The sequence below is a fragment of the Actinosynnema sp. NPDC059797 genome, from assembly GCF_042732085.1.
Lineage (GTDB): Bacteria > Actinomycetota > Actinomycetes > Mycobacteriales > Pseudonocardiaceae > Actinosynnema.
In genome coordinates this window covers 1-16255 of sequence record NZ_JBHWIE010000166.1, presented here as the reverse complement: position 1 = coordinate 16255, position 16255 = coordinate 1, and the positions used below count along the sequence as shown (strand labels likewise).

Sequence of the window (16255 nt, the reverse complement as noted above, 5' to 3'; positions counted from 1 at the left end):
GGGTCATACCCGGGCTATCTGTTTCCCCCCGGGGGGCGGGTTTTTGCGCGGCCGTTTAACGCGGTGTTTTGTGGGGGGGGGGGGGCGGCCCGGCCCCCCGGGGGGGCCCGGGCCCGCCGCCCCGTGCCCGCGAGTGGCACCCACCAGGACTTTCACTAAGATCAAGCCACCGACCCGCGCACCCTTGACGGTGACCTACACGATCAGGTGAACATCACCGGAAGATGTACGGAAACGGCGTTACCGAACATCGGTTAAATCATGAACGGAGCGCCCGAACCACCCGCCGTCCACCCCCCACCTCACGCACCACCCCCACCTCGCGATCCACCTCCCACCTCACATCCCGCCCCACCGCACACCCCACCCCCATAGCCACCTCACACCACGTCGAACACCCGGAGCTGCGCCACACAAGCAGCACGAACCTCGGCCCTCAACGCAGCCTCCGACCGAGCGCCATCCGCCCACACCTCCGCGAGGCCGACCCCCCGGAGAAGGCCCGCGGCCACGGCGTGCCGATCGTGGGCGAGGACGCTTTCGGCGATCTGCCGGCACCGGTCACCGCCTGACCTCCCACCGCAGGCCCAACCGGTCGAGGAAGTCCTCGGCGGGCACGGCCTGCGCGGCTGCCAGGACACCCGGCCGCACGTCGCCCTTCGCCAGGTGTAGCGCCATCTCCGCCGCCACGCGCGCCGTGGTGCCGTAGGGGTCCGTGCCCCACACCGCGCCCTGCGCCCGGTGACCGCCCGGAGAGGTCGCGAACACCGCCATCCGCCACTCGTCCGCCCGACGCTCCTCCAGGTCGACCACGGGGGACAGGGCCTCGGCCACCTCCGAGGTGAGCGAGGTGAACGCACCGGCCACGTCCTCCGGCACCACGCCCTGCACGCGCCGCGCCGCCACATGACGGGGCACCGTGATCGCGCCGGGCAGGCCGAAACCCACCAGACCGAAGCCCGCCGGAGCCGGATCGGAGCCCACCAGACCAAGGCCCGTCGGAGCCGGATCGGGACCCGTCAGACCAAAACCCGCCGGAGCCGGAACGGAACCCGACAGACCGAAGTCCGCCAAGCCCGTGCCGTCGACCTCCAACCCCGTGCGCCACTCGCCCCGCTCGTAGTGCAGCGCCCCGTCGGTCAGCAGCGCGCCCGCGGCCGCCATCGACCGGGCCGTGCCGCGTGACGCCGACCCCGACGCCGAGCGCAGGTCGGCCACCGTCAGCACGTCCACCCGGTCCAACTCGCGGGCGACCAGGTGCGCGACCAGGTCACCGGGCACGCCGTCGTCGGTCGCGGCGGGCACCACCGCCACCCCCGCCTCGGCCGCCGCGCCGGAGAACCCGTCGAACACCCGCTTGACGAACCACTGCTCGCCCGTGGTGTCCACGTAGTGGCACCCCGCCGCGACGGCCGCCCGCAGCACGGGTTCGCCGTGCACCGCGAACGGCGCCACCGCGCTGACCACCACGTCGCACCCCCGGAACGCCGCCTCCAGCGCGCCCGGGTCGTCCAGCGCGGCCACCACGGGCCCGCGCCGCCCCACCGCCACCACCTCGACACCCCGCCGGTCCAGCTCCGCCGCCACCAGGCCACCGGTGAACCCGCTCGCCCCGTACACCGCGATCCGCACGTCGCCCCCTCCTCGAACCGAAGACCTCGACGGCGAGTCCACCGCCCGGCGCGCGGACCGGCCACACCCCGCCGTGGGTGGGCACCGGCTGCCTGGCACTCGCAGGGTCAGGCAGGGTGCCCGGCGACCGGGGCAGGATGGCGGGCATGAGCACGACACTCGGCGACTTCCTGCGCACCCGGCGCGGCCGGCTGACGCCCGAGGACGCGGGCATCCGCTCGTACGGCGCGCGTCGCGTGCCCGGCCTGCGCCGCGAGGAGCTGGCGCAGCTCGCGGGCGTCAGCGCCACCTACTACACGCGCCTGGAGCAGGGGCAGAGCCACCAGGCGTCGTGGTCGGTCGTCGAGGCGCTGTCCGACGCGCTGCGGCTGACCCCGGACGAGCGCGCCTACCTGCACCGGCTCGCCCGGCCGGAACCCGCGCCACGCCACCGCCCCGCGCTCCCGGCCACCGCCCGCCCCGCGACGCGGCGGCTGATCGAGGCGATGCCGGACGTGGCCGCCCTGGTCATCGGCACCCGGGGTGAGGTCCTGGCCTGGAACGCGCTGGGCCACCTGCTGCTCGCCGGGCACCTCGACCCGGACGCGCCGAACCGGCCCGACGAGCGGCCCAACCTGACCCGGATGCTGTTCCTCGACCCGCACCACGCCGCCCTCCACCCGGACTGGGGGATCAGCGCGTCGTGCACGGTGGCGGCCCTGCGGATCGCCGCCACCCGCCACGACGGCGACCGGGAGCTGGCCGAGCTGATCGGCGAGCTGACCATGCGCAGCGAGGACTTCGCCGCGCTGTGGGCCGCGCACCCGGTGGCCAGTCACCCGTTCGGCACGCGCCGCCTGAGCCACCCCGAGGTCGGCGAGCTGACGCTGGAGATGGAGACCTCCGAGCTGCTCGACGGCAGCGGCCACCGGCTGATCACCTACAGCGCGGCGCCCGACACCCCGTCGCACCACTCGTTGCGGCTGCTCAGGATGAGCTACCAGGTCACCGGCAGCGACCGCAGGCCGTAGATCGGGGCGTCGAACCTGAACGGGACCTCCTCGAACGGCACGGCCAGGCGCAACCCGGGCAGCTCGGTCACCAGCGCCCGCAGCGCGACCCGCATCTCCAGCCGCGCCAGCAGGTGGCCGATGCACTGGTGCACCCCGCTGCCGAACGCCAGGTGGGACTTCGCCGACCGCCGCAGGTCCAGCCGGTCCGGGTCGGGGAACGCGGCGGGGTCGCGGTTCGCGGCGAACAGCGAGGCGATGACGCCCCGGCCCGCCTCGACCGGGCAGCCGCCCACCAGCGCGTCGCCCGCCACGGCCCGCACCACGCCGTGGTGCACGGGGCTGAGGTAGCGCAGCAGCTCCTCGACCGCGTCGTCCACCAGGTCGGGGTCGGCGACCAGCGCCTCCCACTGCGCCCGGTCCCGCAGGAGCGCCAGCACGGACAGCGCGATCGAGTTCGCCGTGGTCTCGTGCCCGCCGACCAGCAGCAGCACGGTCATGCCGACCGCTTCCCCGACGGTCAGCGAGGGGTCCGCCACCAGCCGGCCCACCAGGTCGTCGGTCGGCTCCGCGCGCCGGGCCCGGATCAGGTCCTCCAGGTAGGCGTGCAGCTCGTCCAGCGCGGTCCGCACCTGCTCGGCGGTCAACGACCGGTCCAGGTGGGCCCGGCTGCGCGTGGAGAAGAACTCCTGGTCCGCGACCGGCACGCCGAGCAGCAGGCAGATCACGTCCGACGGCACCGGCAGCGCGAACCCGGCCACCAGGTCGGCGGGGCGCGGGCCGGCGAGCAGCGCGTCGAGGCGCTCCCGCGTGATCCGCTCGACGTGCGGGCGCAGCTCGTTCATCCGCCGCACGGTGAACTCGCCGGTCAGCAGCTTCCGGTACCGGGTGTGCGCGGGCGGGTCGATGACCAGGAAGCTGCCCGGCGCGGCCTCGCGGTCCACCACGGGGCGCAGTTGCGGGAAACCCGGCCGGGCGGGGTCGGAGCTGAACCGCCCGTGGTCGCGCAGGACCGCGCGCACGTCGTCGTACCGGGTGATCAGCAGGGCTTCCTGCCCGTGCCGCAACGACACCGGGCACACCGGCGCGGTGTCGCGGAGCGCGGCGAACTCGGCGGGCGGGTCGAACCCGGGGCGGCGCGGGAGCGGGTAGTCCACGTGATCGACCTTAGCCGCGGGCGGGCTTCGCGAGCAGGGGCCGGGCGGGACTGCCCCGCGAGACCTGCGGGGTCCTGCGAGACCTGCGGGGTCCTGCGAGACCTGCGGGGTCCTGCGAGACCTGCGGATCCTGCGGGGTCACGCGGTTCCCGGCGCGGCGAACACGGCCTCCCGGTCGGCCTCAGCGGCGTTCGGCGGTGACCACCAGCCTCAGGTGGGCGCGGTGCCAGGTGTCCGGGGTCGGGTCGTCGGCGAACGCGGCCACCAGGTCGCCCGCCGTCGCCAGGCCGGTGCGGCGCAGGTCGTCCGCCGCGCGGCGGACGCGGTCGAGCAGGGGTGGTGGCAGGTGGCGCAGCCCCCGGTGGGCCGCCTCGGCGCACAGCGACAGCGCGGAGTCCACAGTGGACGTCAGCGGGTCCGGGGGCGGCGCGTCGCCCGGGACCAGCGGGGTCGTGCCCGTGGCAAGGTCCGGCACGACCAGGCCGTCCGGGGTGAGGACCGCGATCGGGTCCACCACGAGGCCGCCCCTCGACCGCCTGATCTCGCCGCTCACGTGGGTGGCCCTCGGCAGGGCCCGGGCCAGGGCGTCCAGGGCCGCGGGGCAGTGGGCCCGGTGGGTCGCGGAGATCGACGCCGGGACGCCGGAACCGTCGACCACCACGGCGTCGAGCCGCTGCGCGCCCGGGTGGTAGGCGATCCGCCCCACCTCGGCGACCCGGACCACCCGCACCAACTCGGCGGCCACGCGGGGCCGCACCACGCGCGGCGGCAGGGCGTCCCACTCGCGCGCGGCGGCGGCGAAGTCGCGGACCACGAGGTCGGCGGGCAGCGCCTCCCACGCGCCGCCCAGCGGCGTGACCGACGTGCTCGACGCGCGGCCCGACACCCGCACCAGGCGGCCCGCGCTGCGGCTCGCGGACTCGGACACCACGGTCGACGCCGCCAGGACGGCCAGGGCCGTGCCGCGCACCCGCCGCCCCGCCAGGTCGTGGCCCGTCGGGGACTCGCCCTCGGCGACCGGCCACCGGTGCCGCAGCACCAGCACCGTGCCGCCGTCGGCGAAGAACAGCTCGGCCGTGCGGTCCTCGGGCGTCGCGCGCACGCGGCAGCCCAGGGACGTCAGCCGGACCCGGCGCAGCGGCGTCTCGGCGGGCTCCTCCACGCCGAGCACCTGCGACCGCGGGCCCGCGGCCCGGCTCCGGGCGTGCAGCTCGGTGATCAGGTCGGCCACCCGCGCCGGGTCGTGGTGCGCGCTGCGCCCCCGGTACGCCCGCAACTGGTCGACCAGCTCACCGACGGCCAGCGCGGGCCAGTGCAGGCGGGCCGCGGCCAGGTCGGCGCGGGCCCGCTCCAACGCCGCCTCGAACACCGGGCCCGCGGTGGCCGCGCCGTCCAGCAGCAGCGCGGAGGCCAGGTCCGGCACCGCGCCGAGACCACCGTCCGCCTCCTGCCCGCCCAGGTCGAACCGCACCACGTCGTCGACCAGGCCCCGCTCGTCCGCCTCGCGGAACGCCCACACGGCCAGCACCGTCCACTGGTCGCGCGCGGCGGCGGCGTCGGTGTGCGCGTACCCGAGTTCGCCGGGCACCAGGAACCGCACCGTGCACGACGGCAGCTCGGCCGTCGCCACCGGGTCGGCCGCGGTGGGGCGGCGCAGCCGCACGGGCACGCCCGACGCGCGCAGCCGGCGGGCCGCGGTCAGCACCCGCTCGCCCAGCAGCCCCCGCAACCGGTCGTCGCCGATGTCGCCCGGCGACCACGGCGTGAAAGCCGCCTCTTCCCCGTGCTGCCGCTGGTAGGCGAGCACGACCGCCACGCGGTGCCGGCACACGCCCGGCGCGCCGCACGTGCAGGCCGCCCGCTCCAGGCCGGCGCCCGGCGGCAGCGTCGCCACCACGCCGTCGGCGAACCGGCCCGCCACGGTGCCGCCATCGACCTCCAGCGCCGGTCCCGCGCCCGCGTCCAACTCCTTGGCCGCCCGCTTCACCAGGCCGCGGTTGGCGAGCGCCGCCAACGCGTCGGTGGTCAGCGACAGCAGGTCCGCGCGCGTCACGCCGCCCTCCCGGGGTGCATCAGCCCATCCTCTCCGCGACGAACTCCGCGAGCTGACCGGGTGTCATCGCGCCCACGTGCGCGCCCTCGTTCGCCAGCCGCTGCGCGAGGTCGCGGTCGTAGACCGGGTTCGCGTCCTCGTCCAGCGCCGCCAGCCCCAGCACCCGGGTGCCCTGCCCGACCAGGCCGCGCACGGTCCGCACCAGCCGGTTCGCGTCGCCGCCCTCGAAGAAGTCGGTGACCACGGCGATGATCGCCCGCCTCGGGTTCTCCACCAGGCCGGCGGCGTAGTCGACCGCGCGGGCGATGTCCGTGCCGCCGCCGAGCTGCACCTTCATCAGCAGCTCCACCGGGTCGGTGACGTCGGAGGTGAGGTCGACGACGTTGGTGTCGAACGCGATCAGGTGGGTCTTCAGCCCCGGCAGGCCCCACAGGCACGACGCGGTGACCGCCGAGTGGATCACCGAGCCGGCCATCGAGCCCGACTGGTCCACCACGAGCACCAACTGCCACCGGTCGACGTGCCGCCGCGTGCGCGAGGTGAACCGGGGCCGCTCGATCAGCAGCCGCCGGTGCTCGGGCTGGTAGTGGGCGAGGTTCGCGCGGATCGTGCCGCGGAAGTCGAAGTCCCGGGCGAGCTTGAGGTTGCTCGGCCGCCGCGACCGGGTCCCGGTGAACGACCGCCGCACCTCCGTGGCCAGCTTGCGCACCAGCTCCCGCACCACGGCGGCCACGATGCGCCGGGCCAGCGCGAGCACCTCGGGGTTCATCAGGTGCTTGGTCCGCAGCACGGCGCGCAGCAGCGCCGCGTTCGGCTCGATCCGCTCCAGCACCGCCGGGTCGGTCACCACGTCGGTGATGTCGTAGCGCTCGACCGCGTCCCGCTCCAGCCGCTCCACGGTCTCCTTCGGGAACAGCCGGTGCACGTCGTCCAGCCAGTCCACCGTGGTCAGCACGGAGTCGCCGGAGCCGCCCTTGCGCACGCCGCGCTCGGCCAGGCCCGGGTCGCGCCCGTACAGCCACTCCAGGGCCGCGTCCCGCCGCGCCGCCTCGCCGGACAGCGGCCCGGTCGCCCGCGACGCGGGTTCGCCGAGGATCAACCGCCACCGCTCCAGGTCGTTCACGCCAGACCCTCCCGCACGAGCACCCGGTCCACCTTCTCCTCCAACGCCCGCGCCTCGGCGACGAGCAGCGGGTCCACCGGCGTCCGCACCAGCGCCCGCGCGGACCCCGGCGCGCCGCGCCGGGCGAGCAGCGCCGACGCGATCACCTCCCGTTCGGAGGGCGGGAAGTGCGCGAACGCCTGCCGCAGCGCGGGGAGCGCCACCAGGAAGTCCTCTTCGGACAGTTCGCCGACGACCTCGTCCAGCACGCCGACCACGGACCCGTCCGAGACGACCTCCTGCCGGGCGAGCGCGAACAGCCCCGCCAGCCAGTCGCCGAGGACGGCCGGAGCCGCCATGCCGCGCACCGCACCGGCCACGCCGGTCGCACCGGTCGTCCCCGTCGCCCCGCCGCCGTCCGCCGGACCCGCATCGCCCGCGTCCGCCGCCACCCCACCACCCAGCGACCAGGCGAACCCGAGCGCCGCGCCCCGCAGGTCGGGCGGCGCGTCGGGAGCCGCCGCCACCCGTCGCATCACGTCCACCGCCCGCGCGCGGTCCGCGGTCAGCACGTCCGCCGCGTGCACGAGGGCGTCACGGGCCCCGACCAGCGCCCGCAGCCGACCCGGCTCGGCCGGCGCGGGGCCGCCGCGCACCCCCTCCGCCAGCCACAGCACCCGGTCCACCGCGGCGTCCAGCACCTCGGCGAGCACCGGGCTGCCCGCCGTGCCCAGCAGCCAGTCGTGCCGCCACAGGCCCAGCACGTCGGTCAGCACGCCGCCCAGCGGTTCGAGCGCGCCCGCCGCGGCCACGCCCCGCGCCAGGGCGGCCGTGACCCGGCCCGACACCTCGTCGATCCCGCACAGCGCCGCGTCGAACAGCACCCAGGCCAGCGCGCCGACGTCCGCGCCCGGCACCCGGTCGCGCAGCACCGCGCCGGCGGCCTCGGCGAGCGTCGCCCCGTGCGCCGCGGCCTCCACCAGCGCGGACAGCCGGTGGTCGTCGTCCGGGACCGGTTCCCAGCGCTCCTCGGCGACACCACCGCCGCCGCCGCCGGACGGCCCGGAGCGGCGGCGGAAGCCCGGCACGCCGAGCACGCGCAGCCGGTGCAGGACCCGGCTGCGCTCCAGGTCGCGCGGGTCGGTGAGGCCCAGGTCGAGCGGCCCGCCGCCGTCGAGGCCGAGGCGCGCCAGTTCCGCCGCGACGTCCGTGACCAGCGGTGGCGTCGGGGTCGCCGGGTGCAGCCGGCCAACCCGGTCGCCGCTCAGCGCCGCCACGATCTCGACCAGGGCGGGGTGCGTGCCGGGGGCCAGTGCGCCGCGCACCGACCACGGCGGCGGCTGCGGCAGGTCCTCCGACACGAGGGCGCTGACCAGGCCGTCGAGCACGTCGACCCGGGCCGGGTGCTCGTGCCCGCGCAACCTGGCCAGGCCCTCGGCCTGGGCGCGGGCGGCGATCAGGTCGGCGGTCGACACCGGCTGCCGCCGCGCCCGCAGCCGCGTCACGACCGACTCGACCAGCGCGCTCGCCGCGCCCTCCGGGCCGTCGGTCCACAGCCGGTCGTAGTAGGCGGGCGACGGCATCCCCGACTCGTAGCCGGTGAAGGCGTCCAGCCTCCGGTGCGAGTACGGCACCAGGTAGCTCGCCCCCGTCGAGCCCGGTGGGGGAGCGGGCACCTCGGGCCACCCGCGGTCCCCGCCGGGAACGGAGGCGAGGGCGCGCAGCGCGGGGGTGTGGAACCCGCCGGTCACCACGACCACCGGCCGGTCGCCCGCGTCGGCCACCGCCGCCCGCACCCACGCGGCCATGTGCGCCTCGCGCTCCGCGTCGGCGTCGCCCGCCTCGGTGTCGCCGCGCACCAGGTCGAAGTACGCGGTCAGCCGCTCGGCCAGCCCGGCGGGGTCGGCGACCTCCACCAGGTGGTCCCACAGCGCGTCCACGTTGTCCACGGCGAACTCGCGGCACAGCCGGTCCACGACCTCCGCGTACCGCAGCTCGGCGTCGGCGTACCGGTTGCCGCGCTCGGCGAACGCCGGGTGCCACGCGGGCAGGTCGATGAACGACACCCGCGCACCGACCTCGCGGCCCTCGGTGAGCGCCACCCACTCCGGCGAGTGGTCGCAGAACGGCGTCCACGAGGCGTGCGAGCGCTGCCCGTCGCGGTGGTGGGTGAAGATCGCGACCGGCAGCTCGTGGCCGAGCAGCAGCTCGTCGAGCCGGTGGTTCACGTCCGCCGGGCCCTCCACCAGCACGTGCGCCGGCCGCAGCGCCGCGATGGTCTCGCGGACCAGCCGCGCGCACGCCGGGCTGTGGTGGCGCACGCCGACGAAGACCGCGCCCATCAGCCCGGCAGCAGGTGGCGCGCCCGGTGCAGCGCCCGCCACTGCTCCCCGGTGCGGCGCGGCACCTGCTGCTCCAGGTAGCGGCGCAGCCGGGCCAGGTCGTCGGCGTTGTCCTTCGCCGCCGTGCCGGCCAGGCACTCCACCACGTCCTCGGGCGTCCCCGGCTCACCGCGCAGGTACCAGCCGCGCAGGCCGACCGCGTGCGCCACGGACACCGCCTCGGCGGTGCTCATCACGGTCGACAGCCGGTCCGCCGACTGCCCCGCGCCGCGCAGGTCGCGGAACGTGCGGACCAGCACCTCCAGCACGTCCCGGCGCGGCGGCACGCCGACCCCGGACCGCTCCAGCAGGCGGGTCGCCTCCTGCTCGACCAGCTCCAGCTCGGTGCGGAAGTCCGCGATCGGGAACACCGTCTCGAAGTTGAACCGCCGCTTGAGCGCCGCGCTCATCTCGTTGACGCCCCGGTCGCGGGTGTTGGCGGTGGCGATCACGGTGAACCCGTCGCGGGCGAACACCATGCCGTCCGGGCCGGGCAGCTCGGGGATCGCGACGACCCGCTCGGACAGCAGCGACAGCAGGCTGTCCTGGACCTCCAGCGGGCAGCGGGTGATCTCCTCGAACCGCACCACCTTGCCCTCGGCCATGCCCCGCAGCACCGGCGCGGGCACCAGCGACCGCCGCGACGGGCCCTCCGACACCAGCAGCGCGTAGTTCCACGAGTACTTGATCTGGTCCTCGGTGGTGGCCGCGCCGCCCTGGATGGTCAGCGTCGACTCGCCGCTCACCGCCGCCGCGATCAGCTCGGACAGCAGCGATTTCGCGGTGCCCGGCTCGCCGACCAGCATCAGGCCCCGGCTGGTGGCGAGCGTGACCAGGGACCGGTCGACCAGCGACGGGTCGCCGACGAACTTCCGGCTGATCCCGGCCCGCTCGTCGCCGAGCACGAACCGCCGCGCGGCGGACATGCTCAGCGCCCAGCCGGGCGGTCGGGGAGCCGGGTCGTCCTCGCGGAGGCGGGCCAGCTCGTCGGCGAACCGCACCTCGGCGGGCGGGCGCTGGAGCCGCGGGTCGGTCATCTCGGGCACTCCTGGTCGTGGGACGGGGCGGTCAACTGGTCAGGGCGGTCAACTGGTCAGGGCGGTCAACTGGTCAGGGCGGTGAACTCGGCCAGCAGCTCGGAGGCGGTCACGGCGTCCAGCTCGCCGAACGCCAGGTCGCCCCGGGGCCGCCAGTCGCCGCGGCCGGAGCCGTCCACCCAGATCTCGGTGAGCTTCTGCTCCGGGAACTCGTGCGGGATGCCGACGGCGATGCCGGGGTCCAGGTTGACCACGACCGCCGCGCCGCCCGGCAGGGGCCGGAGGATCCAGGGCTCGACGCCCGCGTCCTGCGGTTGGCCCCGCTCCCAGCTCCGCTTGGTCAGGCCCAGCAGCCTGCCCACCGGGACGACCGAGCCCTCGAAGCGCTCCAGCCGCCGAGCCTCCCGCTCCCGCTCGCCGAGCGCGTGCACCGGCCGGCCGAGCTGCGGGAACGGCTGGAGGATCTCGTAGTCCGCGAACACCTCCGACCACGCGGCCAGCTCGTCGCCGAGGTGCAGCGGGTGCGCCACGCCGACCCGGGCGTCGTCGGGCAGCTCGAAGGCGTCGTCGGACGAGTCGGCGAACGTGCGGTCCTCGGCGACGCGGAACGACGCGCCGCCGTCGGTCACCCACACCAGCCGCCGCACGATGTGCCACAGCAGCGGGTGGCCCGCGAGCAGGTCGCGGAACTCCGCCGCGCTCCACCGGCGGCCCATCACCATCGCCAGCTCCAGCCGGTCGATCTGGTCGGCGGCCACGGTCCGCACGTCCTTCTTCAGCGCCGCGAACCGCTTGTGCTCGGCCTCCGCCTTCGCGTCGTCCTTCACACCCGGCTTGGGCAGGTCCTTGCGCCGCTTGCCGTCCTCGTCCAGCACGTACGGCTTGAGCTGCTCGTCGAACCCGACCGTGAACCGGCGCGGCCCGTAGTCGACCACCAGCGTCGCCGCGTCGTCCAGGCCGAAGTCGGGCACCAGCCGGTCGGCCAGCTGCTCGGCGGTCAGCCCCAGCTGCTCGGCCACCGCCGCGACCTTCTCCTGCGCCCGCTGCTTGAGGCCCTTGAACTTCGCCTTCCGCGCGATGCCGTTCAGCGACACCAGCGCCAGGTCGGTGCCGATCGCGGCCAGCACGTCCAGGCCCGCGACGGCCCTGGCGTGCTGGGACTCGCCCGGCCACGCCCGGATCAGCGGCACCAGCAGCCGCACCGTGTCGTCGTCGCCGAGCACCCCCTGCGCGGTCAGCGCCCAGGAGTCCTTGGCGGGCGCGCCGACGGCCGTCCACAGCCGGAACAGCTCCCGCCCGAAGTGCGCCAGGGACGCGGGCTCGCAGGTCTCCTTGACCACGGCGACGCCCGCGTACGGCTCGTCCGGCTTGGACAGCGCGAGCACGGTCAGCAGGTGGCGCACGGACTCGAGCGGCAGCGCCAGGCCGGTCTCCCTCGCGATCACCTGCGGCAGCACGGCCGGGTCCGCCCAGGAGCCCGGCACGGGCAGCTTCGCCGGCAGCACGGTCAGCGGGTCCGCCGACAGCAGCTGACCGACCGCGCGCTCCGCCTCCGGCCCCCGCTCGCGCGCCGCCTCCCGGGCCTCGTCGGGCACGAGCCGCAGCACCGACTCCGCCGCGTGCCGGGCCGGGCCGGCGGGGCCGACGGCGGCGGGCAGCAGCAGCCGGGCCGCCGCGGACGGGTGGCGGCGCACCCACGCCACCGCGGCCGGGCGCGCGGACTTCAACCGCACCAGCCAGTCCGCCACCACCGCGGCGATCCCCGGCGACACCAGCGGCTGGACCAGCTCGGCCGTGCTCGTCGAGTACCCGCGCGCCGCGATCTGCGCCACCTTGTCGAGCGCGTCGACCTCGAACCGCGCGGCCATGACCTTGGCGATGCTCTCCGACTCCCACGACTCGACCGGCTGCCACCGCGCGAGCACCGGGCGCACCACCTCCTCGGGCCCGTTGAACATCAGCGCCATCCGCCCGAACCAGTGCAGCCTGCCGGCGAGGAACTCCTCGGCGATCCGCGCCCAGTCGCCCGACTCCCGCCGGGAGTAGCGGGCCTTGCCTTCCGCCAGCCACGACTCCCGTTCGCCCTCGGCCCACTCGACCGCCCGCAGGTCGGGCGCCACGAGGCCCTTGACCACGACCGGCCGCACGGTGGTGCGCTCGCCCGTCCACGGCGGGGACACCAGCAGCTCGGGCAGGCCCTCGGCCGATGCCTCCACCCGCCGCCCGTCCTCCTCGCGGACCCGCTCGACCGCGGCCCGCTGCGCGTCGGTCAGCTCCACCCGCTCGGGCAGGTCGGGGTGGCGCTGGAGGTGGGCCCGGAACAGCAGGCGGGCGGTGTCGCCGGGCGCGCCGGCCAGCAGGCGCAGCGCCCGCACCGGGTACCGGCGGGACATCTCCAGCACGGCGGCCTGGACGCCCTTGCCGTCCAGCCGCTTCACCAGCTCGCCGAACGCCTCGTCGGTGGGCAGTTCCGCGAAGACCTCCAGCAGCGCCTTGCGGAAGTCCGCGCCAGGGTCGCCGTCGAGCACGGTGGCCAGCACCGGGGCCACGGCCGGGCCGACGCCGTCGACCACCGTGTGCAGCACGTCGGGCCTCATCAGCCGCCACCGCACCGGGTCGCTGGCCAGGGCCTTGTCCAGCTGCTCGGGCGTGTTCAGCGCGTACACCAGCGAGATCCAGTCGTCGACCGCGCCGCTCGCCTCGACCTCGGCGCACACCCGCTCCACCACGTCGTGCCGGTGGGGCGCCAGGTAGGCGGCGGTGAACCGGGCCACCGGGTCGTCGAGGTAATCGTCCACGACGGACTCCAGCGCCGCGTCGACCTCGTCGCCCGCGACCGCGACGAGTTCCCGCACCCGCGCGGCGACGACGCCGTGGGAGTAGTCCCAGTGCCGCCCCTGCCGCGGCTGGGCGAAGTGCAGCTCGCGCGGCGTCTCCTGGCGACCGGAGCTGCGCCAGTGCACCCGCACCCGGCTCGCCTCCAGCGCCGCCCGCACCGCGAACGCCAGGCCGTGCTCGACCACCCACGCGTCGGCGAGCTTGGCCAGCACCTGGGACTGCGGGATGCCCTCGGATTCGATGAGCCGCGCCACCACGCCCGCGCCCAGCGGCGTGACCTCGCCGGCCAGGCAGGACCGCGCGGCGTCGGCGAGCGCGAGTTCGCCGGCGGGGTTGTCCAGCGCCAGCGCCGACTTGGCCGGGAACGAGGTGAGCGCCGCGCGCACCACCTCCACCGCGCCGGGGTCGGGCTTCACGTCGCGCCGCACGTGCCCGCCGCGCCTGGGGTGGACGTACCGCCACCACTTGCGCGGCAGCGCGAAGACCGATTCGTCGGGCAGGTCGCCGACCTCGGGCCGGGCGTTGGGGGAGCCGGGGGAGGTGGATGGATCGGGGGTGGCGGTTGAGTCGGGCGTGGGGGCCGGGCCGGGGGTGGTGGAGCCGGGTGTGGAGGCCGGGCTGGTGGTGGAGCCGGGCGTGGAGGCCGGACTGGTGGTGGCGGAGCCGGTGGTGAGGGCCGGGTTGGTGGCGGTGGGGCCGGCGGTGGGAGCCGGGGTGGTGGTGGCGGAGCCAGGTGTGGAGGCCGTGCCGGGGGCGGCGGTCGCGGCGGAGGTGGTGGCCGTGCCGGTCACCTCGCGGTAACCCTTCTTCTCCTTCTGCGCCACCAGCTTCGCCACGTGCGCGGTCGCGGTGTCCTCGGAGGACAGCTCGGTGGCCTTCTGCTGGCCCGCCGAACCCAACCGCCCGAACCGGACGGTCACCACCGACCCGTCCCGGGACACCTCCCAGAACTTCGCGGACCCGCCCTCGACGAGTTCCCACCTGCGCACGTCAGACCTCCTGCTCGACCGAACTGTGGCGGACCCTACGCCGGAGGTCCGACAATCCCGACGTTCCACCGAGCACACTGGTTCCGTGGACGAGGTCACCGGACGGGTGTGGGCGGAACTCGGCGGCACCGCGGGGGAGGTGGCCTACCGGGGCGCGGGCGACGTGCTGCCCGCCCGGCTGCCGGTGCGGGACGCGGCGCGCGCGGCGGTCGGGGCGTGCTCGCTCGCGGCGGCCGAGCTGCTGGCGCTGCGCAACGGCGGGCCCGTGCCGGACGTGGTGGTGGACGAGGGCGCGGTGGCGGTCGCGTTCACCAGCGAACGGCACCTGCTGGTCGACGGTCGGGCCGGTGCGACGTTCGCGCCGCTGTCCGGTTTCTGGCGCACGGCCGACGGCTGGGTGCGCACGCACGCCAACTACCCGCACCACCGCGAACGGCTGCTGGGCGCGCTCGGCGTCCCCGACGACCGCGAGGCCCTGGCGCGCGAGCTGGCGACGCGGCAGGCCCTGGAGGTGCAGGAGACCGCGTTCGCGGCCGGCGCGCTGGCCGTGGCGGTGGCGACCGCGCCCGACCCCGCCCGGCGCCCCCTGGTGCGGGTCCGGCGCACCACCGGCGACCGGCGCGCGCTGCCCCCGGCGGACCGCCCGGCGGACGGCGTCCGCGTCCTGGACCTGACCAGGGTGATCGCCGGGCCGGTCGCCACCCGCGTGCTCGCGTTCCTGGGCGCGGACGTGCTGCGGGTGGACAGCCCCCGGCTGCCCGAGGACCCCGACGCGCACGCCGACACCGGCCTCGGCAAGCGCTCGACGCTGCTGGACCTGGACGACCCGGCCGACCGGGGCGCGTTCGACGCCGTGCTCGCCGAGGCCGACGTCGTGGTCACCGGCTACCGGCCCGGCGCGCTGGACCGGCACGGCCTGGCGCCCGGCGCGCTGCTGGACCGGCGGCCGGACCTGGTCGTGGCCCAGCTGTCGGCCTGGGGCGACGAGAGCGGGTGGGCGGCGCGGCGCGGGTTCGACAGCCTCGTGCAGGCGGCCACCGGCATCGCCGCGGTGGAGGGCGTCGACGGCGCACCGGGCGTGCTCCCGGCCCAGGCGCTCGACCACGGCACCGGCTACCTGCTCGCGGCGGCCGTGCTGCGGGGGCTGGCCGAACCGGGCGGGCGGCACGTGCGGCTGTCGCTGGCGGGCACCGCGTCCTGGCTGCTGCACGACGTCCGCGCGTCCGCGCCCGAGGGCGGGCACGACCCGGGGCGGTGGCTCACCACGACCCCGTCCCCGTACGGGCCGCTGCGCCACGCCCTGCCCCCCGTGGCCTACGCGGGCGCGCCGACCACGTGGGACCGCGGCCCCTCCCGCTGGGGCTCCGACGAACCCCGCTGGCGGTAGCGGGGGCACCCGCGGGCGCGCAGCCGACGGGGCCGCGGGTCCGCGTTCCGGGGTGTTGATTCGGATCGGCGGGTGGTCGCGGGGAAGGGGTTCTCGCATTCCTGCGGCGGCGGGGTCGGTCCCGGGGCGCCCGGGTCCCGGTCGGCCTGGCTCGCGACGCGCCCGCGTGGTGTGCGGACGGGGGCCGCCGGAAGTGCTAGGACTGACACGCACGTTCGAATGATCACCTGATCGGGTAACCCTGGCGACGAACGTGCGCATGACGTTGGGAGCACCGGTGGAGGACCGCACGATCGCAGGCCGGTACCGGCTGACCGAGCGGATCGGCTCGGGCGGGATGGGCGTGGTGTGGCGCGCCGAGGACACGCGCCTGCGCCGCGTCGTGGCGGTGAAGGAGCTGCTGTCCCGGGCCGGGTTCGACCAGGAGTCGATCGACCGCGCCGTCCGCGAGGGGCGGATCGCGGCCCGGTTGCAGCACCCCAACGTGATCGCGCTGTACGACGTCATCGAGCACGACGGCCACCCGTGGCTGATCATGGAATACCTGCCGTCGCGGAGCCTGGCCGCCGTGCTGTCCGAGCGCGGCACGCTGCCGCCCGACGAGGTGGTGCGGATCGGCGGCCAGCTGGCCGCCGGGTTGGCCGCCGCGCACGCGGCCGGGGTCGTGCACCGCGACGTGAAGCCCGGCAA

At 76.3% G+C, this 16255-nt stretch carries 10 protein-coding genes; 3 read left to right on the top strand and 7 right to left on the bottom strand.

Annotation, left to right across the window (positions count from 1 at the left end; all coding sequences use genetic code 11):
- Positions 1-561: 561 nt before the first annotated feature.
- Positions 562-1632, bottom strand: coding sequence for a saccharopine dehydrogenase NADP-binding domain-containing protein (locus tag ACFV4N_RS28015; protein ID WP_499675594.1), 1071 nt, complete (start codon positions 1630-1632; stop codon positions 562-564).
- Between the two features lie 146 nt (positions 1633-1778).
- Here ACFV4N_RS28015 and ACFV4N_RS28010 point away from each other — a divergent pair, with 146 nt between their 5' ends.
- Positions 1779-2642: a helix-turn-helix transcriptional regulator gene (locus tag ACFV4N_RS28010; RefSeq protein WP_499675593.1), complete on the top strand. Its 864-nt coding sequence runs from the start codon at positions 1779-1781 to the stop codon at positions 2640-2642.
- Here the strand turns inward: ACFV4N_RS28010 and ACFV4N_RS28005 are convergent.
- From ACFV4N_RS28005 to ACFV4N_RS27980, 6 genes are all read right to left on the bottom strand, one after another.
- Positions 2609-3778, bottom strand: a complete 1170-nt coding sequence (locus ACFV4N_RS28005; RefSeq protein WP_499675592.1) for a cytochrome P450 — start codon at positions 3776-3778, stop codon at positions 2609-2611. The two genes, ACFV4N_RS28010 and ACFV4N_RS28005, sit on opposite strands and share 34 nt — an antisense overlap.
- 181 nt (positions 3779-3959) lie before the next feature.
- Complete coding sequence (locus tag ACFV4N_RS28000) at positions 3960-5831, bottom strand: YehQ family protein (RefSeq protein WP_499675591.1); 1872 nt, start codon at positions 5829-5831, stop codon at positions 3960-3962.
- A 19-nt stretch (positions 5832-5850) separates the two neighbouring features.
- Entirely contained in the window at positions 5851-6954 is a 1104-nt protein-coding gene (locus ACFV4N_RS27995) for a VWA domain-containing protein (protein ID WP_499675590.1), read from the bottom strand.
- On the bottom strand, positions 6951-9317 hold the full coding sequence (locus ACFV4N_RS27990) for a DUF5682 family protein (protein WP_499675589.1): 2367 nt from the start codon (positions 9315-9317) through the stop codon (positions 6951-6953). The genes ACFV4N_RS27995 and ACFV4N_RS27990 overlap by 4 nt, the downstream gene beginning before the upstream one ends.
- Positions 9275-10351, bottom strand: coding sequence for an ATP-binding protein (locus tag ACFV4N_RS27985; RefSeq protein WP_499675588.1), 1077 nt, complete (start codon positions 10349-10351; stop codon positions 9275-9277). The genes ACFV4N_RS27990 and ACFV4N_RS27985 overlap by 43 nt, the downstream gene beginning before the upstream one ends.
- Before the next feature lie 65 nt (positions 10352-10416).
- Complete coding sequence (locus ACFV4N_RS27980) at positions 10417-14178, bottom strand: DUF4132 domain-containing protein (RefSeq protein WP_499675587.1); 3762 nt, start codon at positions 14176-14178, stop codon at positions 10417-10419.
- 85 nt (positions 14179-14263) lie between these two features.
- Between ACFV4N_RS27980 and ACFV4N_RS27975 the strand changes: the two genes are divergently transcribed.
- Positions 14264-15565, top strand: coding sequence for a CoA transferase (locus ACFV4N_RS27975; RefSeq protein ID WP_499675586.1), 1302 nt, complete (start codon positions 14264-14266; stop codon positions 15563-15565).
- Between the two features lie 259 nt (positions 15566-15824).
- The coding region (locus tag ACFV4N_RS27970; protein ID WP_499675585.1) for a serine/threonine-protein kinase at positions 15825-16255 on the top strand (431 nt) is incomplete at its 3' end.